Raw genomic sequence first — 18826 nt, 5'->3', positions numbered from 1 at the left:
TCGATCCGTGTCCCAGGGGGAACGTTCGTTTCGTGAGGGGAAGCGATGAAGGATTTGGAGCAGCTGAGGGCTCGCCTCCCGGTCTTGCGTGACGTAACCTATCTCAATACCGGAACGATGGGTGTGATGGCGGAACCGGTGCTCGAACAGTACGTCGAGGCGCTGCAGCGTGTCGAGCAGTTCGGTCATGCTCGGTGGGACGAGATGTGGTCGGCGGCCGCGGCTGCCCGACAGCGAGTAGCTGAACTCGTGGGTGCTGGCTTGGAGGAGATCGCCTTCACCGGCAACAATACAGATGGGCTGGCTCTCGTCCTCGCGAGCCTACGATGGTCAGCGGGTGATCGAATATTGACCAGTGATCAGGAACATCCAGCCTTGCTGCTCCCTCTCAGCGCGGTGAGCCGCCGACACGGGGTTACCGTACATCAGTTCACCATCTGCAGCACGCCAGAAGAAACGATTGCCTCCTTCGCTGAGCGATTGGAGGAACTGCGCCCCCGGCTCGTTGCCTTCAGCCATGTCTCCTGTGAAACCGGTGTGCGTCTACCGGTCGAACGACTGGTGCCGATGGCGCGCGAGTATGGGGCGCTCGTGTTGCTCGATCTCGCGCAATCGGTCGGCCAATGCCGAGTGGATCTCCGGCTGCTCGGGGTCGATTTCGCGGCGGGCAATGGGCACAAGTGGCTGCACGGACCGAAAGGAACCGGTTTCCTTTTCGTGCGACGGGATCTGCTGGATCTGCTCGAACCCCCCTTGGTCGGGGATGGAGCGGTCGAACCAGCTTTCGAGCGGACGACCGCCTGGTTGGAGGGGTGGCGCTTCCGGTCGGATGCGCGGCGCTTCGAGTTCGGGACGAGAAACCCCGCTCCATGGATCGGGCTCACGGCGGCGATCGACTATCTGGAGGCGATCGGCTGGGACGCGATCGAGCGCCATCAACGCATGCTGGTACGCTGGTTGCACGAGCGGATTTCCGCGATTCCAGGGGTTCGCTGGTACTCGGCGCTCGATCCGGCGTATGGAAGCGGGATGGTGACGCTCGGGATGAGCGGGAGGGACGGTGAAACGCTCAATCGCGTTCTCTGGGAGCGCTTCCAGATCGTCCAGCGACGTGTAATGGTACCGAGCGGCGTCCGCGTCTCCTGTGCCTACTTCACCTCGTTCGAGGATCTCGAAAAGTTGGCGAGCGCACTCGAGCAGCTCGCCGTGCGAACTGCGGGGGTCAGAGGATGAGCATCGCGTCGCCGAAGCTGTAGAAGCGATAGCGTTGTCGGACGGCTTCTCGATACGCCTCCAGAATCAGTTCGCGACCGGCGAAGCTCGCAACGAGCACGATGAGGGTGCTGCGGGGCAAGTGAAAATTAGTAATGAGCGCGTCGACCACGCGCCAGTGATAACCGGGATAGATGTAGAGGTCAGTCCACCCACTGATGGGACCCTCGCTGTCACCTGCCAGCGCATCGGCGATCGATTCGAGGGTGCGGGCAGCTGTCGTGCCCACGGCAACGATCCGGTGGTTCGCAGCACGAGTTTCTCTAATCAGCGAAACCGTCTCCGCTGGCACCGAGTACCACTCCGCATGCATCTTGTGTAAGCGGACGTCGATAACTTCGATCGGCTTGAAGGTACCGATTCCGATGTGAAGGGTAAGCGGCGCGATGCGGATTCCTCGTTGGCGCAGCTCGTCCAGCAGTCGCTCCGTGAAATGAAGCCCAGCAGTCGGTGCTGCAACCGATCCGGGATGCGTCGCATAGATCGTTTGGTAGCGTGCCGGGTCGGACAGCGGACGGTGAATATACGGTGGGAGCGGCACGTGCCCAAAGGCGTCCAAGCGTTCGGCGATGCAAGGATCCAGCTCGACGATGACCTGGCCGCCCGAGCGGCGCTCGCGGATGCGCAGGGGTGCTGGCTGAACGAACTGTGGATCCCGTGGGTGGATCGTGATCGTCTCTCCTGGGCGCAGTTTCCGAGCCGGGCGGGCGAGCGCGAGCCAAACGGTGGTTCCTTCCAGCGGTTGGACTAAGAGGATCTCGACTTTCCCTCCGGTCAGGCGGTGACCCAAGAGGCGGGCTGGGAGCACCCGCGAGTCGTTGACGATCAAGAGATCTCCCGGATCGAGGAGGGAGGGAAGTTCACGAAAGATGCGATGCTCGATCGAGTGTGTCGCTCGGCGAACGACCATCAGCCGGGCCGCATCGCGCGGCTCGATCGGCTCCTGCGCGATCAGTTCCTCGGGAAGCTCGTAATCGTATTCATGAAGAGAGAGTGCCAGTTCCTCAGGCATCGCTGGATCTCTCGGACGTGCTCTGCTCGAAGTGTATTGCGAGCTGCAACCGGTTCTCTGGATAAGTGAGTCCGAGGTGCTCGTAGGCCCGACGGGTGGCGATCCGTCCTCGCGGGGTGCGTTGAAGGAACCCGAGCTGGAGGAGATACGGCTCGTAGACGCTTTCGATCGTATCCGGTTCCTCACTGGTCGCAGCCGCTAATGTCTGGATACCGACTGGACCACCATCGAATTTCTCAACCAGAGTCCGAAGGATGAGGCGGTCGATGTCATCGAGACCGAGTTCGTCGACGGCGAGCCGATCGAGGGCCAGGCGAGCGAGTTCTCGGGTGATCGTGCCGTCCCCAATGACCTGGGCATAGTCGCGCACACGCTTGAGGAGGCGAATCGCGATACGGGGTGTACCGCGACCTCGCCGGGCGATCTCCTCCGCGCCATCAGAGGTAATAGGTACCTGGAGGATGCGGGCGGCACGCTCGACGATAGCCTGCAGCGCTGAGGTATCGTAAAAGTCCAGTCGATAGGTTGCGCCGAAGCGATCACGCAGTGGGGAGGTGAGCAGTGCGAGTCGCGTGGTCGCCCCCACCAATGTAAAGCGCGGGAGCGCAAGACGGACACTGCGTGCTGCTGGACCTTTGCCGATGACCAGATCGACCGCAAAGTCTTCCATCGCCGGGTAAAGGATTTCTTCGACCAGTCGGTTGAGACGATGGATTTCGTCGATGAAGAGGACATCTCCGGGACGGAGATTGGTCAGAATGGAGACCAGATCGCCCGGACGCTCGATGGCTGGACCGCTGGTGATACGGAGGTTGACTCCCATCTCCGCGGCGATGATACCGGCGAGCGTCGTTTTGCCGAGTCCTGGAGGACCATAAAAGAGAAGATGATCGAGTGGTTCACCACGCTCTTGGGCGGCTCTGATGGCGATGGCGAGGCTTTCCTTGACGCGATCCTGCCCAATGTACTCGGCAAGACGACGCGGGCGCAAGGTCTCCTCGAGATAGTGCTCGCTGGAGGTCGGCTGTGGTGCGACGATGCGTGGCTCGTTCATCGCTCATCCCTCTATGAGGATACCAGAGACAAGAACAGGCGTTCGTCTCAAGTGCCAGGTGCCTCTGGCAATTCCGCTTCCTCAACGAGAAGGATAGGAATGCCGTCTTCGATCGGATAGCGGCGCTGGCAGGTGCGACAGATCAAACGGTCGTTGGCCAGGACGAGTTCACCATGACAGGCCGGGCAGGCGAGGATCGCGAGCAGTTCCGGGTCGATGATCGGTTGCGTCTCGGCCATGTGCTCTGCTCCGTTCGTGTTGCTGACATGCATCTTACCAGGCCGTTGAGGAAGAAGCCGGCGGCAATGAGTGTTCGCGGACGCTTCGCACGTCGTGCGGCCTACTGGCGCGGTAGCTTCTTCGGGAGTGGTCAGGCGGGCACTTTTGGGTGGGACCGAGGCTAGTGAACTGGCTCAGGCTCGGCAGCTGGTGAGACGATCCTGCTGGTGGAAGGTGGACAGCTCTCGGTCGTTGCAGGCTCGGTTGCGGCGGCTGGCAACGCTCCGGTCGAGACGAATCACGGGCGGACCAGTAAGCGAGTGTATACGGTGGTTCGCCCGAGACGGCTTCCCGTTCGAGAAGCGAGGAGAGATGGGAGACCCGGCCTGGAGCTACTGTGCTGGTCGGTGAGCATGTCTCACACGAAAGAACAAGCGCTCCGGTACGAGACCGGAGCGCTGGGGTGCCTCACGGGGCTCGAACCCGTAACCACTGGATCCACAGTCCAGCGCTCTGCCAATTGAGCTAGAGGCACCATATGAGAAAAAGGCGAGCAATGCCGAGCGAGTAAGCCGAGTTCTGTTCTAGGCGGTCATCTCTCTCGCCCGTGTCGTGCACGGACGGTCGCTTCGTCACCTCCGCGACTGCTCTCATCCTCGGGCCTCGGCGAGCAACCTGCTAGCGGCCCGATCGGAGATTGCTGCAGGGAGGATTGCCCTTTTCACCCCGGGACGACCCCGGTCATCGTCTCTGTTGCTCTCACGCTGGGTCATCCAGCGTGCCGATCTGGACTGTCAGCGGCGCCGGTCTCCGCTGCCCTGGGTTGACCCCAGGCACCCCGCTCTATGCAGCTCGGACTTTCCTCTGGTGCTCACCGCACCAGCGACCGCCCTGCCCGGCATCGCTCACGGGAACGCAGGCGTTCCCGGACCGGCGGTGCCGAAGGGGAGATTTGAACTCCCACGGGGTTACCCCCACTACGCCCTGAACGTAGCGCGTCTGCCAGTTCCGCCACTTCGGCCCGTCGAGCGGTTGCCCGCTCACAGCTCATAATATAGCATCACGCGGGTCGCACTCGCAAGGGTTTCCAGCCGGTACCGCGAGCCTAACGCCTCTTCCCTGCACGGGCCGCTCGTGGCATCGGCCACGAGCCTCGTGCGACAGTCGTCTCGAGATTGCCTCACTATTCAGTTGGCGGGCAGGCGCATCGCTTGTCTGATTCAAGGTCTTACGGTTCGGCATGGTACAGGAGAGCCGAGCGCCGAGCGAGCCGTTCACTGGATCGGCTACTCGAAAGGGACTCGAGAGCTGGTTGTCTCGCACGAGAGCCATCTCACCAGGCAGCGCGAGAGGAGCCGATGGTTCCGTGCTCCACCAGGCAGGCACGTGGTCGTTGGCCGCTCACTCGGTCAAATGCCCTTGCTCCTCGTAATAGTCGATCCGGCGCGCTGACACGATGGCCTGAATCTCTTGCATGCTCATCCCGAAGCGGTGCAAAGTGTGACGAACCATTTCTAGACCAGCTTCGAAACTGGGGTGCACGACTTCGGTGGCCCCAGCCTCGACCAAGCGCGCCACGAAGGCTCGCCGGTCGGCTCGCGCGATGATGTCGAGGGTTGGATTGAGTGTCCGGGCGAGCCGCACAGCAGCTTCGGCAGCAAAGGCATCGGGGACAGCAACGACGAAGACGCGCGCGGTCGTGATGTGCGCCGCCAAGAGGACCTGCTCGTTCGCGACGTCACCATAGATCGCCTGGATCCCCAGGCGACGCAAGTCGCGCACCAAGACGGGATCGCGATCGATCACCACGAAGCGAAAGCGTCGGCGTTGGAGCACTCGCCCCACTTCGCGGCCAGAGCGGCCGTAACCGGCGATCACGACATGACCGCGCAGCGGCGGACTCGAGGAAGCACTGAAATCGATCTCATGGAGCGCTGTCGGGCGACCGACCAAGCGGAGCGGCGGCTCGAGCAACCAACGTGCTCGCTCCGTCAGCGTCAAGAGAAGCGTATTGAGCAGGAGCGAGCCGATTGCAGCACCGATCATCGCGTTGTAGATGGTGTGGTCCAGAATACCGACCCGCAACCCGAGCAGACCGAGCACGAACGAGAATTCACCGATCTGCGCGAGAAAGGCTCCCGAGCGGAGAGCGACGGTCGGTGAGTAACCCAAGAACGCGACCACCGCTGCCGCCAGGAACCCCTTGATCACGGTCACGACGATCAAGATGGCGAACGCGATTGGCCAGGACTGGAAGAGTGCAATCGGGTCCGCGAGAAGGCCGAGTGCGGCGAAGAACATGACCCCGAAGACATCACGGAGCGGCAGAATTCCACCGAGAACTTGATAGGAAAACTCGGATTCGGATACGACGATGCCGGCCAGAAAAGCTCCGAGAGCGAACGAGAGGCCGGCCCATTCGCTCCCCAATGCCGTGCCGATAGCCAGAAGGACGACCGCTAGGAGGAAAAGTTCCCGACTGCCGACACGTGCGATCTGAAACAGCAACCAGGGGACGATACGTACTCCGAGGACCGCGATCGTCAGCAGCGCGACGACGGCGAGCGCGATCGATTTCCCGAGGCTGAGGACGACGTCCACCGGATCGGAACCGACGAGCGCGGGAATGATCGCGACCAACGGCACCACTGCGATGTCTTGCGCGAGCAAGATCGCGGCGGTCGGGCGTGCGGCTGGTTGGTTCAAGGTGCCACGTAGTTCCATGAGGGTGAAACCGATCACCGAACTGGAGATCGCTGAGAGTTCAGCGAGCACGAACGCTTGTGCGGTGGTGAGGCCCAATGCGCGAAAGATGAGGAATGCAACGATCAGCGTGAGGCCGATCTGCAGTAGTCCCCCACGAACGACGATACGACGTAACTCGATCAACTCACGAAAAGAAAAATGGACGCCGAGCGAGAACATGAGAAAACTTACACCGAAGTCAGCGAAGGCTTGCATGATCGCCGGATCGATGTGCTGGCCCTTCAGAAGGCGACCGAGCAAGAGTCCAGCGACGAGGTAGCCCATGATGACGGGCTGCCGCAGCCGGGCGAACACCAGACCGAACAGGACGGCTGCGGCGACGACGATCAAAAAGACGAAGAAAATGACTTCGCGTTCCACGCGTTTTGCCTGTTCACTCCCCCGTCCGGGCGCTCTGATCGTCAGCGCGCCTCATCTCGAGTGCGCAAAACGGCATCGTACTACAGTTTCGCCTCGGGGCGCTAGGGTACCGGGGCACGGTGTCACGAACGAGGAGAATCGGCAAGGCGACTGTTCTCGAGGCGAGATACTGGGACGGTCGAGACGAGCGTTTCCGCTGGCGGCTCGACAGCTGTTTCCGATCGCACTCGCTGTCGAAGCGGTCACGCCGCACGATCGGCACATGCCACGTAAAAGCGTGCGGAGCACCGTCGACGTGAGAGCCCATGCCGCCGGTGCTCGTCGGTCGTGTTGAGGCCTGGCAGCGCACCAGGAGTCGCTCCTTGACGCCAGCGTGACCGCGCTCCATACTAGTGTACGTACACCGCGTTGTGGCCATGGAGGCCTATGTTGCTCTCCGGTAGAATCGGGACGCGGATGAGTTCGCCAGTAATCGTTCGTGCTCGGAAACGACTACCAGCCGGAGAGCAGGGAGATCGAGAGCGATGCAGAGCAGCGAGATCCGTCGAGCATTCATCGAATTCTTTGCCGAGCGTGGCCATGTTCAGGTGCCGAGTTCGTCGTTGATTCCGTCGGATCCTACCGTCTTGTTGACGACAGCCGGTATGCAGCAGATGGTGCCCTATTTCCTGGGTTTGGAGCGACCGCCGCATACGCGACTGACGTCGATCCAGAAGTGTTTCCGCACCGTCGATATCGATGAGGTAGGAGACGAAAGCCATCTCACCTTCTTCGAGATGCTGGGAAACTTTTCGATCGGTGACTACTTCAAGGCGGAAGCGATCAGCTGGGCTTGGGAATTCCTGACCAAGTGGCTCGGCGTTCCAGCCGAACGCTGGTATCCGACGGTGCATCCGGATGATGACTTCTCTTACCAGTATTGGCGAGACCGGATCGGTGTGCCACCTGAGCGGATCTTCAAGCTGGAAGACAATTGGTGGGGGCCGGTGGGAACGACGGGACCGAACGGACCGGACTCCGAGATCCATTACGATCGGGGTATGGAGTATGGCTGTGGGCGTCCAGAGTGCGGTCCAGGGTGCGACTGTGGGCGCTTTCTGGAGACCTGGAATCTCGTCTTCATGGAGTTCTATAAGGAGCCGGACGGGACGCAGCGCCCTCTTCCGCGTAAGAACATCGACACCGGGATGGGACTGGAACGGATCTCGTTGATCATGCAGGGGGTCGGATCGGTTTTCGAGACCGATCTCTTTTACCCGATCTTGAGTGAAGCAGCGACCATTGCTGGTGTTCGCTATAAAGAACAGGCGCGTGTCGACCGCTCGCTCCGCGTTATTGCCGATCATGCGCGCGGCGTCACGTTCTTGGTCGGAGATGGAGTATTTCCCAGCAACGAAGGGCGCGGGTATGTGCTGCGCCGTGTGTTGCGGCGTGCGGTTCGGCATGGGCGGCTCCTGGGGATCGAACGACCGTTCCTCAGCCAACTGGTCGATGTCGTCATCGAGCTCTTTTCTCCCTACTATCCGAACTTAAGCGAGCAACGAGAGCGTATACACCGTGTCATTCGTCACGAGGAGGAGCACTTCCAGCGTACGCTTGCGGCTGGTCTCTCGCGTTTCGAAGCGCTTTTGGATCAGCTTCAACGGAGCGGTGAGCAGGTGCTACCCGGTGATGAGGCCTTCCGTCTTTATGATACATATGGTTTTCCGTTGGAACTGACCGAGGAATTGGCGCGCGAGTCCGGCTTTACTGTCGATCGGGCGGGGTTCGAGCGAGCCTTGGAGCGGCAACGAGAGCTGAGCCGGGCCAGTGTGGGGCGTTTCGCCGATACGCAGCGGCAAAGAGCCGAGTTGTATGCCCGATTCTCGGAGCGCCCCACGGAGTTCGTCGGCTATGACCACCTGGAAACGACGGCGACCATCGTCGGCGTTCTCGGTTTGAGCGAGTTGCGACAGGAAGCCGAGGCGGGAGAGGAGATCGAGCTGATTCTCGATCGAACACCCTTCTACGGGGAAGCGGGTGGCCAGGTCGGTGATACGGGAGAGATGGTTGCCGAAACGGGAATCGTTATCGTGGAGGATACGCAACGACCGACTCCCGAATTGATCGTGCATCGAGGTCGTGTGCGAGAAGGCTATATCCGTGTCGGCCAGTCGGTGCGGGCGATCGTGGACGCAGAGCGACGAGCCGCTGTCCGCCGCAACCACACGGCGACGCACCTGCTGCATGCCGCGCTGCGTCGGGTACTCGGCGAGCATGCAGTCCAGGCTGGTTCGTTGGTCGCGCCCGATCGCTTGCGCTTCGACTTTTCCCACCATGAAGCGGTTGGCCCTGAGCAGTTGCATCGGATCGAAGAGTTGGTGAACGAGCAGATCGTGCGTGATCTGCCGGTCGAGGTGCGTTACCTTCCATTACGTGAGGCTTTAGCGGAGGGAGCGATCGCACTGTTCGGCGAGAAGTACGGGGATACCGTTCGCGTGGTTTCGATCGACGGCTTCAGCAAGGAGCTGTGTGGCGGGACACATGTTTCCCACACTGGAGAGATCGGCACATTCCTGATTACCGACGAGACGAGTGTGGCCAGTGGTATCCGCCGGATCGAGGCGGTGACAGGTCTTGCGGCAGCGCGACTCGCCCGCGCGCTGATCGATGTCGCGGAAGAGGCAGCCCGGCGTCTCCATGTGGCTGCAGAACAGGTTCCAGACGCGATCGAGCGACTACAGCAGCAAGTCCGCGAGCAGCAGCGCGAAATCGAGCGGCTCGCTGCTGATTTGGCCGCAGCACGATTGGCTCCGCTGGTCGAGCGTGCGGGTCGGATCGACGGCTTCCGGGTCGTCAGTGCGCGGATCGAAGTTCCTTCGCTGGACGTGTTGCGACGCGTCGGCGATCGCTTGCGCGATGCGATCGGTTCCGGTGTCGTCATCCTGGGTACGGCGATCGAGAACCGCCCGACGATACTCGCGATGGCGACCCCGGATGCGGTGCAGCGGGGAGTGCATGCAGGACGGGTCGTCCAGGCAGTGACTCCGTTGCTGGGAGGCCGCGGTGGCGGTCGACCGGATATCGCTCAAGGGGGCGGTTCAGATGTGTCTCGGCTCGACGAGGCCTTGGCGGCGGCTCGGGGTGAGGTCGAGCGACAACTTCGGAACAGCACGGGTTGATCTGCTGTTCGAGTGGTCGGTCGCCCGCCGCGTGGAATCGAAAACAGGGCGGATGAGGAGGTGCAGTGGTGTGGCGACCGACCGAGCGACCGCGCGAGCGGAGTAATCTACTGGCCACAGGAGCCCCTGGAACAGGGAATAGGCGCACGAGCGAGGTTTTTGACGGGACCGCGGAACTCGGCACGCATCAACCCGCTGGACCCGGTCCGGCATACGTCGGATCGTTGGGAGGGCGGGGGAGAGCCGTCTCGGCGTCGGGTGCGCGGCTGGCCACTGGGGTGCTTGCTCCGACCGAGAAGGCAGTCGAAGGACGGCCTCGCGGCCGGCGGATGGACGGAGGCAGCACCGGGTCGCGTCTGACATGGGCGTTTGCCGGGTTGCTCGTTGTTGCTGCTCTGGTCGCTGTCGTCGGTCTGACGGCAGCATTGGTACCAGCGGCGACGATCCGGATCACGCCAGCGATCGAGCAGCGCGAGGTGACGATGACCTATGCGCTCGAGCCTTCGAGCGCGGTCGATTGGGTGGCACCGAGTCGACTGGTGTCGGTTCCCATCGAGGTGAGAGCGGAGCGCGCGACCACTGGAGAAAAGCAGGTGCCGGACGGTACGGCACGCGGGCGGGTTCGGTTCGTCAATGCATCGTTGCAACCGGTGCAGGTCAGCGCTGGCACGCGGTTGACCGGGACGAACGGAGTCGCGTATCACCTTGCGGAGGACGTCATCGTCCCTGCTGCCGATCCCTTCGGGAGCCAGGCCTTCGGGGTAGCTGATGGGCTCGTCGTTGCCGATGTTCCTGGACCGGAGGGGAATGCTGTCATCGGAACAGTGACCGGTCAACTCGGTGAAGGAGTGCTGTACCGGAACATCGAGCCTTTGACTGGAGGATCGCTGCGGACAGTCCGGTTCGTGACGGAAGACGATATGGCCTCGCTGCGGAAGCAGCTCGAGCAGTCACTCGCCGAGCGTGTTCCTTCGGCACTCCAAGCTGCACTGCTTCCGGGTGAGACGTTGGTGGAGGGGACGCTGCGCACCGGGAGTCCCGAGATTCAGATCGATCAGAAGGTTGGTGACGAGAGCGAGAACCTAGCTGGAACGGGCAAGCTCGTCGTCACCGCGCGGGTCTACGATCCGGCGGCCGTGCACCGTGCAGCGCAAGAAGAAGCAGCCAAGCGCCTGGCTCAGGCGACTGGAATCAATGTCGTGTTGATCGGAAACACGCTCACCTTCGGAGATCCAGAGACGATCGGTGCGAACCGCTGGCGCGTCCGTGCAACCGCGCAGGTACGGCTCGTGCCGGCCAGCGCAGATCTCGAGCGGTTACGGCGAGAAGTAGCGGGCCATTCGCTCGATCAGGCGAGGCGAAAGGCGCAGGCAATTGCGGGGGTGGCTGACGTGGAGATCGAGATTCGTCCGGGCTGGTGGCCCAAGCGTCTTCCCGATCGAGCCTCGCGGATCGAGGTGGTCGGTCAGTGAGTGAAGAACGGCCGGGCCGGACGATGGGATTGGACGTGGGGGAGCGGCGGGTCGGCGTGGCGATCAGCGACGAAATGGGGATGATCGCCAGTCCGCTGGTGACCATCGATTTGGATCGTGATGGCCTCGATCGGCTGGTGGAGTTGATCAGTCGGTATGACCCGGTGCTGATCGTCGTCGGGTTGCCGGTGACGATGCGAGGTCGTGAGGGCAGTCAGGCAGTCGAGACGAAGGCGTTTGCCGCTCGGTTAGCGGAGCGTATCGACCGCCCCATCGTCTTTTGGGATGAGCGACTGACCAGTTCGGCAGCGGAGCGTTTATTGACTGACGCGGGTGTCGGTCGGAAACGTCGTCGGGAACTCGTGGACGCCGTCGCCGCTGCTCTCCTACTCCAGAGTTATTTAGATGCTCATCGCAGCCAGCGTGGTCGGCACGGTGCACCGAAGCGAGGCCGATCGTGTGACTCCTCGGGAAGCGCTTCAGAGAGGACGATCTGAGAGCTTTCCCTCATTCTCGGTCGGACACTTCCGAGCATTGCAGGAGAATCGCTGCATCGCTATACTGCGTTCGACTGGTGGGCGGAGGAGTGGGATCGAAGACGATGAAGCTGGTGATCGCAGTGGTACAGAACGAAGATGCTGACAGCATCGTCGAGTCGCTGCTCGAGCGCCAGTTTCGGGCTACCCGCCTCGCCAGTACCGGTGGATTCTTGCGTCGTGGCAATACGACACTCCTGATCGGTGTCGAAGACCACGACGTGGAGACCGTGTTGGAAATCATTCGGGCGAGAGCTCGCACCCGGATTCGCCAGGACAGCGCTCGCGGCGCGGTCGAGAGTGCCGCGGCGACTGTTTTCGTGATTCCCCTCGAAGATTACCAGCGCCTCTGAGGCGCACGGAGTGGTTCAGCGCTGATCCCAGTACCGGTGCTCAGCGGAACGTGGTCCAGCGGCGCATGCTGGAGCCGCGTTGGATACGATGCGTTGCGCGTCGGATGAGTACGATGGTCAGTCCGGCGAGGAGAAAGCCGGCGACGAACAGACTTTCGACTGGGACCGTGTCGCGTCGCCAGTCGATGAATCGGGCGCTCAGGAGTCCGAGCAAAGTCGGATAGAGCAGTAGGCCACTCAACGCGAAGATTCCCGCTTCGATGATGGCCAAACGAGGATCAGCGCCGCGCCAGCGACTGACAAAATAGGGACCGAGCGTTCCGGCTGGCAGCCAGATTAGAAGCGCCCGCAACCATTCTGCAGTGAGCGTCTCCATCGGCCAGCGACCCTTTCCGCACTCTTTGGAGTGAGCCGATCGACCGCTACCGGTATCGTGCGAGCGGTGATCGGTAGCGTCCGATTCGAGCGTACCGAGGGGCTGCTGTAGTGTCCAGGCGCGTAGCGCGCGAGGTTATCGATTCATGGCGAACCCTGACGGAGAAGCCGGAGACATCTTCGACAAGCGGTGATGAGGAGCGTGGCGGAGTGGCGCTCCGGGACGAAGTCGGTCGCGACCGGCGGCAGAGTGTCAAGGAACGTTGGCGGGGGCCAGCAGGTTCGCCCCCGCTCCGTGTTTCCGCTCAAGGAGCAGCTGGGAGGAAATCGTGTTCCTCGAGAAGACCAGCTAATCGGAGAAGGTTGAGGGCGAGTACGGCGGTGGTGACTGGACCGGTGCCGCCAGGGACGGGGGTAAGAGCGCTGGCAACTTCGGCGACGGCTGGATCGACATCACCGATGAGACGACCGTCGCGCACCGAGACGCCGAAGTCGACAACCACGGCTCCTGGCGCGACCATGTCTGGCTTGACGAGATGGGGATGGCCGGCAGCGACGAAGAGGAGATCGGCCTGCCGCGTGAGCCTGGCGAGATCAGGCGTACGGCTATGACAAATGGTCACGGTCGCGTCGCGGGCCAGAAGCAAGAGGGCGAGCGGGCGACCGACGACGGGACTGCGACCGATGACGACAGCATGGCGGCCTGCCACTTCGATGCCGTAGTGCTGGAGGAGGATGAGTCCTCCAAGAGGGGTGCTCGGCGCGATCCAAGGACTGCCGATCGCCAGCCGACCTTGCTGCTCGAACGACACGCCGTCGACGTCCTTGGTGGGCGGCATCAGTCGTGCGAGCGATCCCCGCGAGACACCTTTAGGGAGCGGCTGCAACGCGAGGATGCCGGTGACGGATTCGTCCTCGGCGAGTCGCTTGAGGATAATCTGGAATTCAGATTCATCCAGCGTATCTTCCAGTCGAATGGCCTGATAGCCCAAGTGCAGCGTGGAAAATTGCTTGCGAATAGCCCGCGCATAGGCTTGAGCGGATGGATCGTTGGGGAGCAAAGCGGTGAGCGTGGGTGGTTTGTGATCTGGGGCTCGCCGTGCGAGCACTTGCTGGATGCGCGTGTGCAGCGACTCGGCGACTGATTTTCCGGACAGTATGCGAGCGGCCATCGCTCTCCATCCTTTCCGCGTGACAGAACCCTGTTCATGAGGACGCTCGGTCGTTCGTGCAGCGCCGTGTCCGCATGATCGTCAGGCCTGAGCGTGCTCCGAGAGGCGCCCTCGGCGCTGGAAGATTTCGCGTTGGAGGACTTCCGCTCGTTCCGGAGAGAGGAGTGGCAGGTTGGCGCGTGCCATCGCGAGCGCTGCCTCGATCCCCGCTCGGCAGAGGGCTTGTGCTGCTTCCAGATCGGATGCCGCAAAGGGTGGGGTATGCGGCAGCACGGATCGGATGAGCGCTGCGAGTGCGAGCCCCAAATCGGCTGTCTCGAGCGGAACTGCGCTGGCTCGTTCCGCAGCGACGGCAGCCGATGGCGATCCCTGATCCAGGCGAAGCGTGCGCAACAATCCGTCGAGCGCTTCTCGGTCACGCTCGGCTTGAGCGAGTGCGCTCACAGCGATCCGTTCGAGATCCTCAGCGAGCGTATCGGCAACTTCGCGGGGAAGCTGTTGCTTGGCGGCACGGCGGACGAGATCGGTGAGAGCAGCTGCTTGAGCGATGGACAAGCATGCGGCAACCCCACCCCCGCAACGATAGCGTGGACGACGCATGCGCTCCACCAACTGGCTGACGGTCCAGTCAGCGATCGACCCCTCTCGATCCAGCACTACCCGACTCCCTTCTCCACGTTTACTTATCGATCGCAAACGTGAGCATCGAAGCAGCGTGGACGCGAGTGTCTCGATGCTCGCAGTGCGAGTATAGCCATGAAGTCACTGTCACTGAGCTGTCGTGTTGCTGTCGCCATGCCTGACCCGCTTTCCGTGTTGTGTCAATAAGGCACAAGAGTGTGGACGAGGTGGAAAGGGGTTGACGGATGGGCACGGGTTGGGTAGGATGGGGGTGTCGATCGGGCACTGTTCGCCGCGAGCGAATTCGCTCCGGGCGGAAGCTAAGGGGGCAAGCGATGGAGAAAGAGCCGGTGGCGTTCTTCGGCCAACTCTTGCGCCGCTATCGGGAATCGGCCAAGCTCTCGCAGAGTCGGCTGGCACAGCGAGCCGGCTTCGATCACAGTTACGTGTCGCGTCTGGAGAGTGGGCGTCGGGCGCCGACTCGGGAGGCGATCATGCGTCTGGCGGAGGCGCTCGAACTCGGGCCGGCCGACCGGGACAGCCTGCTGGCTGCTGCTGGTTTCCTACCGGAACAGACCGAGCATCTGTTCGGTAGTGAGCCGGTGCTCGGGGAAGTCGTCGAGCTTCTCCAGCGCACGGACGTTCCAGAGCAGATTCGCGAGGACCTCCGCCAGTTGCTCGCGCTCGTGGTCCGGCAGGTAAAGCGGGCACTCGTTGGTATCGGTTCCATCGGCGAGAGCGAAGACGAGATTCCGAGTGGTACGGGTTGGACCCCGCGCTGGCCAGGGCGGGCTGCTTCACACGGAGTTTTGTGAGCCTCGATGCGGGGATCTGGCGCATCTCTTCTGTTCTTGTACGCTTGGAACAGGAAGCGGGAGTCGTGATCGATGGTCAGGCCCAGGATCGATCGCTAGGCGTCTCTGACCGGGTACGAGGAGGCTAGCGTGGCGCGGCCGTACGCTCATCTCCATCTGCATACGGAATTCTCGCTACTCGACGGTCTGGGTCGGATACCGGAGTACGTAGGGCGTGCTCGCGAACTGGGTATGGAGCACCTGGCGATATCCGATCATGGGGTGCTCTATGGGATCATCGATTGGTACAAGGCCGCCCGAGCCGAGGGGCTTCATCCCATCATCGGGATGGAAGCGTATCTCGCGCCACGTTCGGTTCACGACCGGGACAAGACGATCTACCACCTCTTGCTGCTCGCGGAGAACGAGCGCGGCTACAAGAATTTGCTGAAACTGGCCACGCGAGCGAGCCTGGAGGGGTTCTATTACAAACCGCGCATCGACATGGCCATGCTGGCGGAACATGCCGAAGGGCTGATCGCAACCTCGGCGTGCCTCGGGGGACCGATCGCGAACAACTTCCTGAATGGGAATCACGAGGCGGCGCGGGAGTGGGGAATCCGCCTTCGCGAGTTGTTCGGGCCGGATCATTTTTACATCGAACTACAGGATCATGGCTTGCCAGAACAGCGTCGCGTGAATAGGGAACTGGTGACACTGGCTCGTGAACTGGATCTTCCCTTGGTAGTGACCAACGATGTCCATTATCTCCGCCAGGAGGATGCGAGCGTCCAGGATTTGCTGATCTGCATCCAAACCAACTCGACGCTCGACGATCCCAAGCGGATGCGGGTCCAGTCCGACCAGCTTTACTTCAAGAGTGCCGAGGAGATGTGGCGCTTGTTCGGGGACGAGATTCCCGAAGCGCTCATCAATACGATCCGCATTGCCGAGCGTTGCGAGGTCGAACTCGAATTTGGTCGTCTCCATCTCCCTGACCCTGGCATTCCAGCGGGGATGACTGCTGACGAGTATCTCGCCGCACTGTGCTGGGAGGGGATTCGCCAGCGGTATCCTGCGTTAACCGATGAGGTTCGTCGTCGACTGGAGTACGAGCTAGACGTCATCCGACAGACCGGATTTTCGAGCTACATGTTGATCGTGCGAGACTTCGCGGAGTTCGCTCGCCAGCGGGGCATTCTCTACGGAGTGCGGGGTAGTGCAGCCGCGAGCATCGTGCTCTACGCTCTCGGTATCACCGATGTCGATCCACTCGCCAATCGCTTGGTATTCGAGCGATTTCTCAACCCAGAGCGCCGGGAGATGCCGGATATCGACATGGATTTCGCGGATGACCGGCGACACGAGGTGATCGAGTATGTCGCCCGCAAATACGGTGCGGAGCACGTCGCGCAAATCATCACCTTCGGAACGATGGGGGCGAAGGCCGCGATCCGCGATGTCGGCCGAGCGATGGGATGGCCGCATGCGGAAGTCGATCGGATCGCGCGATTGATTCCGAGCGGCGTGAACATGACGCTCGAGCGGGCACTGGAGGAGAGCCCGGAACTCCGGCACCTGTACGAGACAGACCTGCGTTCGCGCGAATTGATCGACAACGCGCGGAAACTGGAGGGCATCGCTCGGCACGCTGGCACGCACGCGGCGGGGGTGGTCATCTCGGCGTCTCCTTTGGTCGAGCATGTCCCGCTGCAGCGTCCGGCGCGCGCCGAAGAGGGAGCACTCCCGACCACCCAATTCCCGATGGAGACGGTCGCTGAGATCGGTCTGCTCAAGATGGATTTCCTGGGGCTGGCCAATTTGACGATCTTGGCGAACGCTGTCGAGCTGATTCGCGAGACGCGGGGTGAAACGATCGATCTGAAGCAGATCCCGATGGACGATCGCAAGACGTTCGAGCTCTTGGCCGAAGGGCAAACCTTCGGCGTGTTCCAGCTCGAGAGCGCAGGCATGCGGCGGTACATTCGGGAACTGCGGCCGACTTCGGTTGCCGAGCTCGCGGCGATGATCGCGCTGTACCGGCCGGGGCCGATGCAACATATCCCGCGTTACTGCCGGGCCAAGCACGGATTGGAGCCGATTCAATACCCGCATCCTGATCTCGCGGAAATTCTCGACGAGACGTACGGCGTCATCGTCTACCAGGATCAGGTGCTCCTCATCGCGCGCAAATTCGCTGGCTACACACTCGGTGAAGCCGACATCATGCGCAAGGCGATGGGAAAGAAGATTCCCGAAAAGATGCGCGCTGAGCGGGAGCGCTTCATTGCTGGAGCCAAAGCAAAAGGGTACAGCGAGGAGGATGCCGAGCGCATCTTCAATCTGATCGAACCATTTGCCGGCTACGCCTTCAACAAGGCGCACGCCACCTGTTATGCGGTCATATCCTATCAGACAGCCTACCTCAAAGCCAATTATCCGGTAGAGTACATGACCGCGATCCTGCGGAATGCGCCCAGTCATCCTTCCGGAACCGTGAAGCGGATCGCGGCAGCGCTCGCCGAATGTCAGAAGTTGGGCATTTCGGTGCTGCCGCCGGACATCAATCGCAGCGATGCCACCTTTACAGTCGAGCAGTTGCCGGATGGCAGCCGTGCGATCCGATTCGGGCTGGCAATGGTCAAGCACGTCGGAGGCGCTGCGGTCGAAGCGATTCTAGCTGCCCGCAATGAGCAGCCGGAACGAGTGTTCCGCTCGTTCGAGCACTTTTGCGAGGCGATCGACTGGAGCGTCGTCAATCGGCGAGCGGTCGAGAGCTTGATCAAGTGTGGTGCGTTGGACTGCTTTGGTGACCGCAAGATCTTGCTCGCTCAGTTGGACCAGGCGATCCAGGCGGCACAGGCACGCCAGAAAGCTCTGCGGCGGGGCCAGATGGATCTCTTCTCGGCAGTGGGTCCTGACCAGGTGGCTCCTTTGCGCTTTTCTCGTCCAGATATCGAGCCACCCGACATACCGACCCGGACCTTGCTCGGGTGGGAGCGTGAACTTCTCGGTGTGTACTTGAGTGCCCATCCGCTGGACGAGTTCGTCCTGCTCGGGCGACGACGCGGACTCGTGCAGATAGCGGAACTCGACGAAGAGTCGGTTGGGCAGACGGTCGAATTACTCGCGTTGATCAGTGGGGTGCGCAAGTTGACGACGCGCACTGGGCGCGTCATGGCTGTCCTGCAGCTGGAAGACCGCTCCGGTACCATCGAGGCGGTCGTCTTCCCTGACCTCTACGAGACAGCTCGTGCATCCTTGGCCGAGGAATCGATCGTGCTCCTCCAAGCGCGTGTCGAAGAGCGGAACGAGGAATTGCAACTCGTGGTGGAATCAGTGGCTGATCCCCGCGAGGAACTCCGGAATCTCGTCCAACCGAGCCGGGTGGTGCACGTTCGTCTCCCGATCACGACGTCCGTCGATCAGGACATCGAACGAATGCATGCTTTGCGAGATCTGCTCGTGACGTTCGCTGGCGATGACGAAGTGCGGGTTCATCTCCCCCTCGAGCAAGGCGAGATCGTGCTGGCGAGTAGGCTTCGCGTTGACTGGTGTGCGGACTTCGCTCGGGTCGTCGAGGCGACGCTGGGTGTGGGGAACGTGTGGGTCGAGGAACGAACAACGGTCGAACTCGCATCGGCGGCTTGAAGAAGCAA

At 61.8% G+C, this 18826-nt stretch carries 13 protein-coding genes, 2 tRNA genes and 1 pseudogene; 7 read left to right on the top strand and 9 right to left on the bottom strand.

Features of this window, described 5'->3' with window-relative positions; translation table 11 throughout:
- The first annotated feature begins 45 nt into the window (after positions 1 to 45).
- Complete coding sequence (locus tag ACWIVK_RS01015) at positions 46 to 1233, top strand: aminotransferase class V-fold PLP-dependent enzyme (RefSeq protein WP_448574671.1); 1188 nt, start codon at positions 46 to 48, stop codon at positions 1231 to 1233.
- Here the strand turns inward: ACWIVK_RS01015 and queA are convergent.
- From queA to ACWIVK_RS00985, 6 genes are all read right to left on the bottom strand, one after another.
- Positions 1223 to 2284, bottom strand: coding sequence for a tRNA preQ1(34) S-adenosylmethionine ribosyltransferase-isomerase QueA (gene queA, locus ACWIVK_RS01010; RefSeq protein WP_448574670.1), 1062 nt, complete (start codon positions 2282 to 2284; stop codon positions 1223 to 1225). The genes ACWIVK_RS01015 and queA overlap by 11 nt on opposite strands.
- Positions 2277 to 3338: a Holliday junction branch migration DNA helicase RuvB gene (gene ruvB, locus ACWIVK_RS01005; protein WP_448574669.1), complete on the bottom strand. Its 1062-nt coding sequence runs from the start codon at positions 3336 to 3338 to the stop codon at positions 2277 to 2279. Before ruvB ends, queA begins: the two co-directional genes overlap by 8 nt.
- Positions 3339 to 3385: 47 nt before the next feature.
- A complete protein-coding gene (locus ACWIVK_RS01000; RefSeq protein WP_448574668.1) occupies positions 3386 to 3577 on the bottom strand; it encodes a Trm112 family protein in 192 nt (63 codons plus the stop codon).
- Positions 3578 to 4016: 439 nt separating this feature from the next.
- Positions 4017 to 4092: transfer RNA gene (locus ACWIVK_RS00995), tRNA-His, on the bottom strand.
- A gap of 402 nt (positions 4093 to 4494) precedes the next feature.
- Positions 4495 to 4578, bottom strand: a tRNA-Leu gene (locus tag ACWIVK_RS00990).
- Between the two features lie 380 nt (positions 4579 to 4958).
- On the bottom strand, positions 4959 to 6683 hold the full coding sequence (locus tag ACWIVK_RS00985; protein ID WP_448574667.1) for a cation:proton antiporter: 1725 nt from the start codon (positions 6681 to 6683) through the stop codon (positions 4959 to 4961).
- Positions 6684 to 7207: 524 nt separating this feature from the next.
- Between ACWIVK_RS00985 and alaS the strand changes: the two genes are divergently transcribed.
- The 4 genes and pseudogenes from alaS to ACWIVK_RS00965 all read left to right on the top strand — a co-directional run bounded on the left by alaS (position 7208) and on the right by ACWIVK_RS00965 (position 12205).
- The gene (gene alaS, locus ACWIVK_RS00980) at positions 7208 to 9844 is read left to right on the top strand and encodes an alanine--tRNA ligase (RefSeq protein ID WP_448574666.1); all 2637 of its coding nucleotides are present in this window, start codon (positions 7208 to 7210) and stop codon (positions 9842 to 9844) included.
- 329 nt (positions 9845 to 10173) lie between these two features.
- Positions 10174 to 11316: a hypothetical protein gene (locus ACWIVK_RS00975; protein WP_448574665.1), complete on the top strand. Its 1143-nt coding sequence runs from the start codon at positions 10174 to 10176 to the stop codon at positions 11314 to 11316.
- A 23-nt stretch (positions 11317 to 11339) separates the two neighbouring features.
- Positions 11340 to 11732, top strand: a pseudogene (gene ruvX, locus ACWIVK_RS00970) (Holliday junction resolvase RuvX); the annotation flags it as partial.
- A gap of 185 nt (positions 11733 to 11917) precedes the next feature.
- The gene (locus ACWIVK_RS00965; RefSeq protein ID WP_448574664.1) at positions 11918 to 12205 is read left to right on the top strand and encodes a cyclic-di-AMP receptor; all 288 of its coding nucleotides are present in this window, start codon (positions 11918 to 11920) and stop codon (positions 12203 to 12205) included.
- A 40-nt stretch (positions 12206 to 12245) separates the two neighbouring features.
- On the opposite strand, the gene ACWIVK_RS00960 is transcribed toward ACWIVK_RS00965, so the two are convergent.
- The 3 genes from ACWIVK_RS00960 to ACWIVK_RS00950 all read right to left on the bottom strand — a co-directional run bounded on the left by ACWIVK_RS00960 (position 12246) and on the right by ACWIVK_RS00950 (position 14409).
- Positions 12246 to 12581, bottom strand: coding sequence for a hypothetical protein (locus ACWIVK_RS00960; RefSeq protein WP_448574663.1), 336 nt, complete (start codon positions 12579 to 12581; stop codon positions 12246 to 12248).
- Between the two features lie 304 nt (positions 12582 to 12885).
- Entirely contained in the window at positions 12886 to 13752 is an 867-nt protein-coding gene (locus ACWIVK_RS00955) for a bifunctional 5,10-methylenetetrahydrofolate dehydrogenase/5,10-methenyltetrahydrofolate cyclohydrolase (RefSeq protein WP_448574662.1), read from the bottom strand.
- An 81-nt stretch (positions 13753 to 13833) separates the two neighbouring features.
- Positions 13834 to 14409 carry a cyclodeaminase/cyclohydrolase family protein gene (locus tag ACWIVK_RS00950; RefSeq protein WP_448574661.1) on the bottom strand — a complete coding sequence of 192 codons (576 nt, stop codon included), beginning with the start codon at positions 14407 to 14409 and terminating at the stop codon, positions 13834 to 13836.
- A gap of 299 nt (positions 14410 to 14708) precedes the next feature.
- Between ACWIVK_RS00950 and ACWIVK_RS00945 the strand changes: the two genes are divergently transcribed.
- Together ACWIVK_RS00945 and ACWIVK_RS00940 are read left to right on the top strand one after the other, a co-directional pair.
- Positions 14709 to 15188 carry a helix-turn-helix domain-containing protein gene (locus ACWIVK_RS00945; RefSeq protein WP_448574660.1) on the top strand — a complete coding sequence of 160 codons (480 nt, stop codon included), beginning with the start codon at positions 14709 to 14711 and terminating at the stop codon, positions 15186 to 15188.
- Between the two features lie 129 nt (positions 15189 to 15317).
- Positions 15318 to 18818 carry a DNA polymerase III subunit alpha gene (locus ACWIVK_RS00940; protein WP_448574659.1) on the top strand — a complete coding sequence of 1167 codons (3501 nt, stop codon included), beginning with the start codon at positions 15318 to 15320 and terminating at the stop codon, positions 18816 to 18818.
- Positions 18819 to 18826 lie beyond the last annotated feature (8 nt).

Source organism: Thermomicrobium sp., from assembly GCF_053493975.1.
The sequence above is the reverse complement of the archived record's forward strand: the minus strand, read 5'-3'. Positions and strand labels throughout refer to the sequence as shown.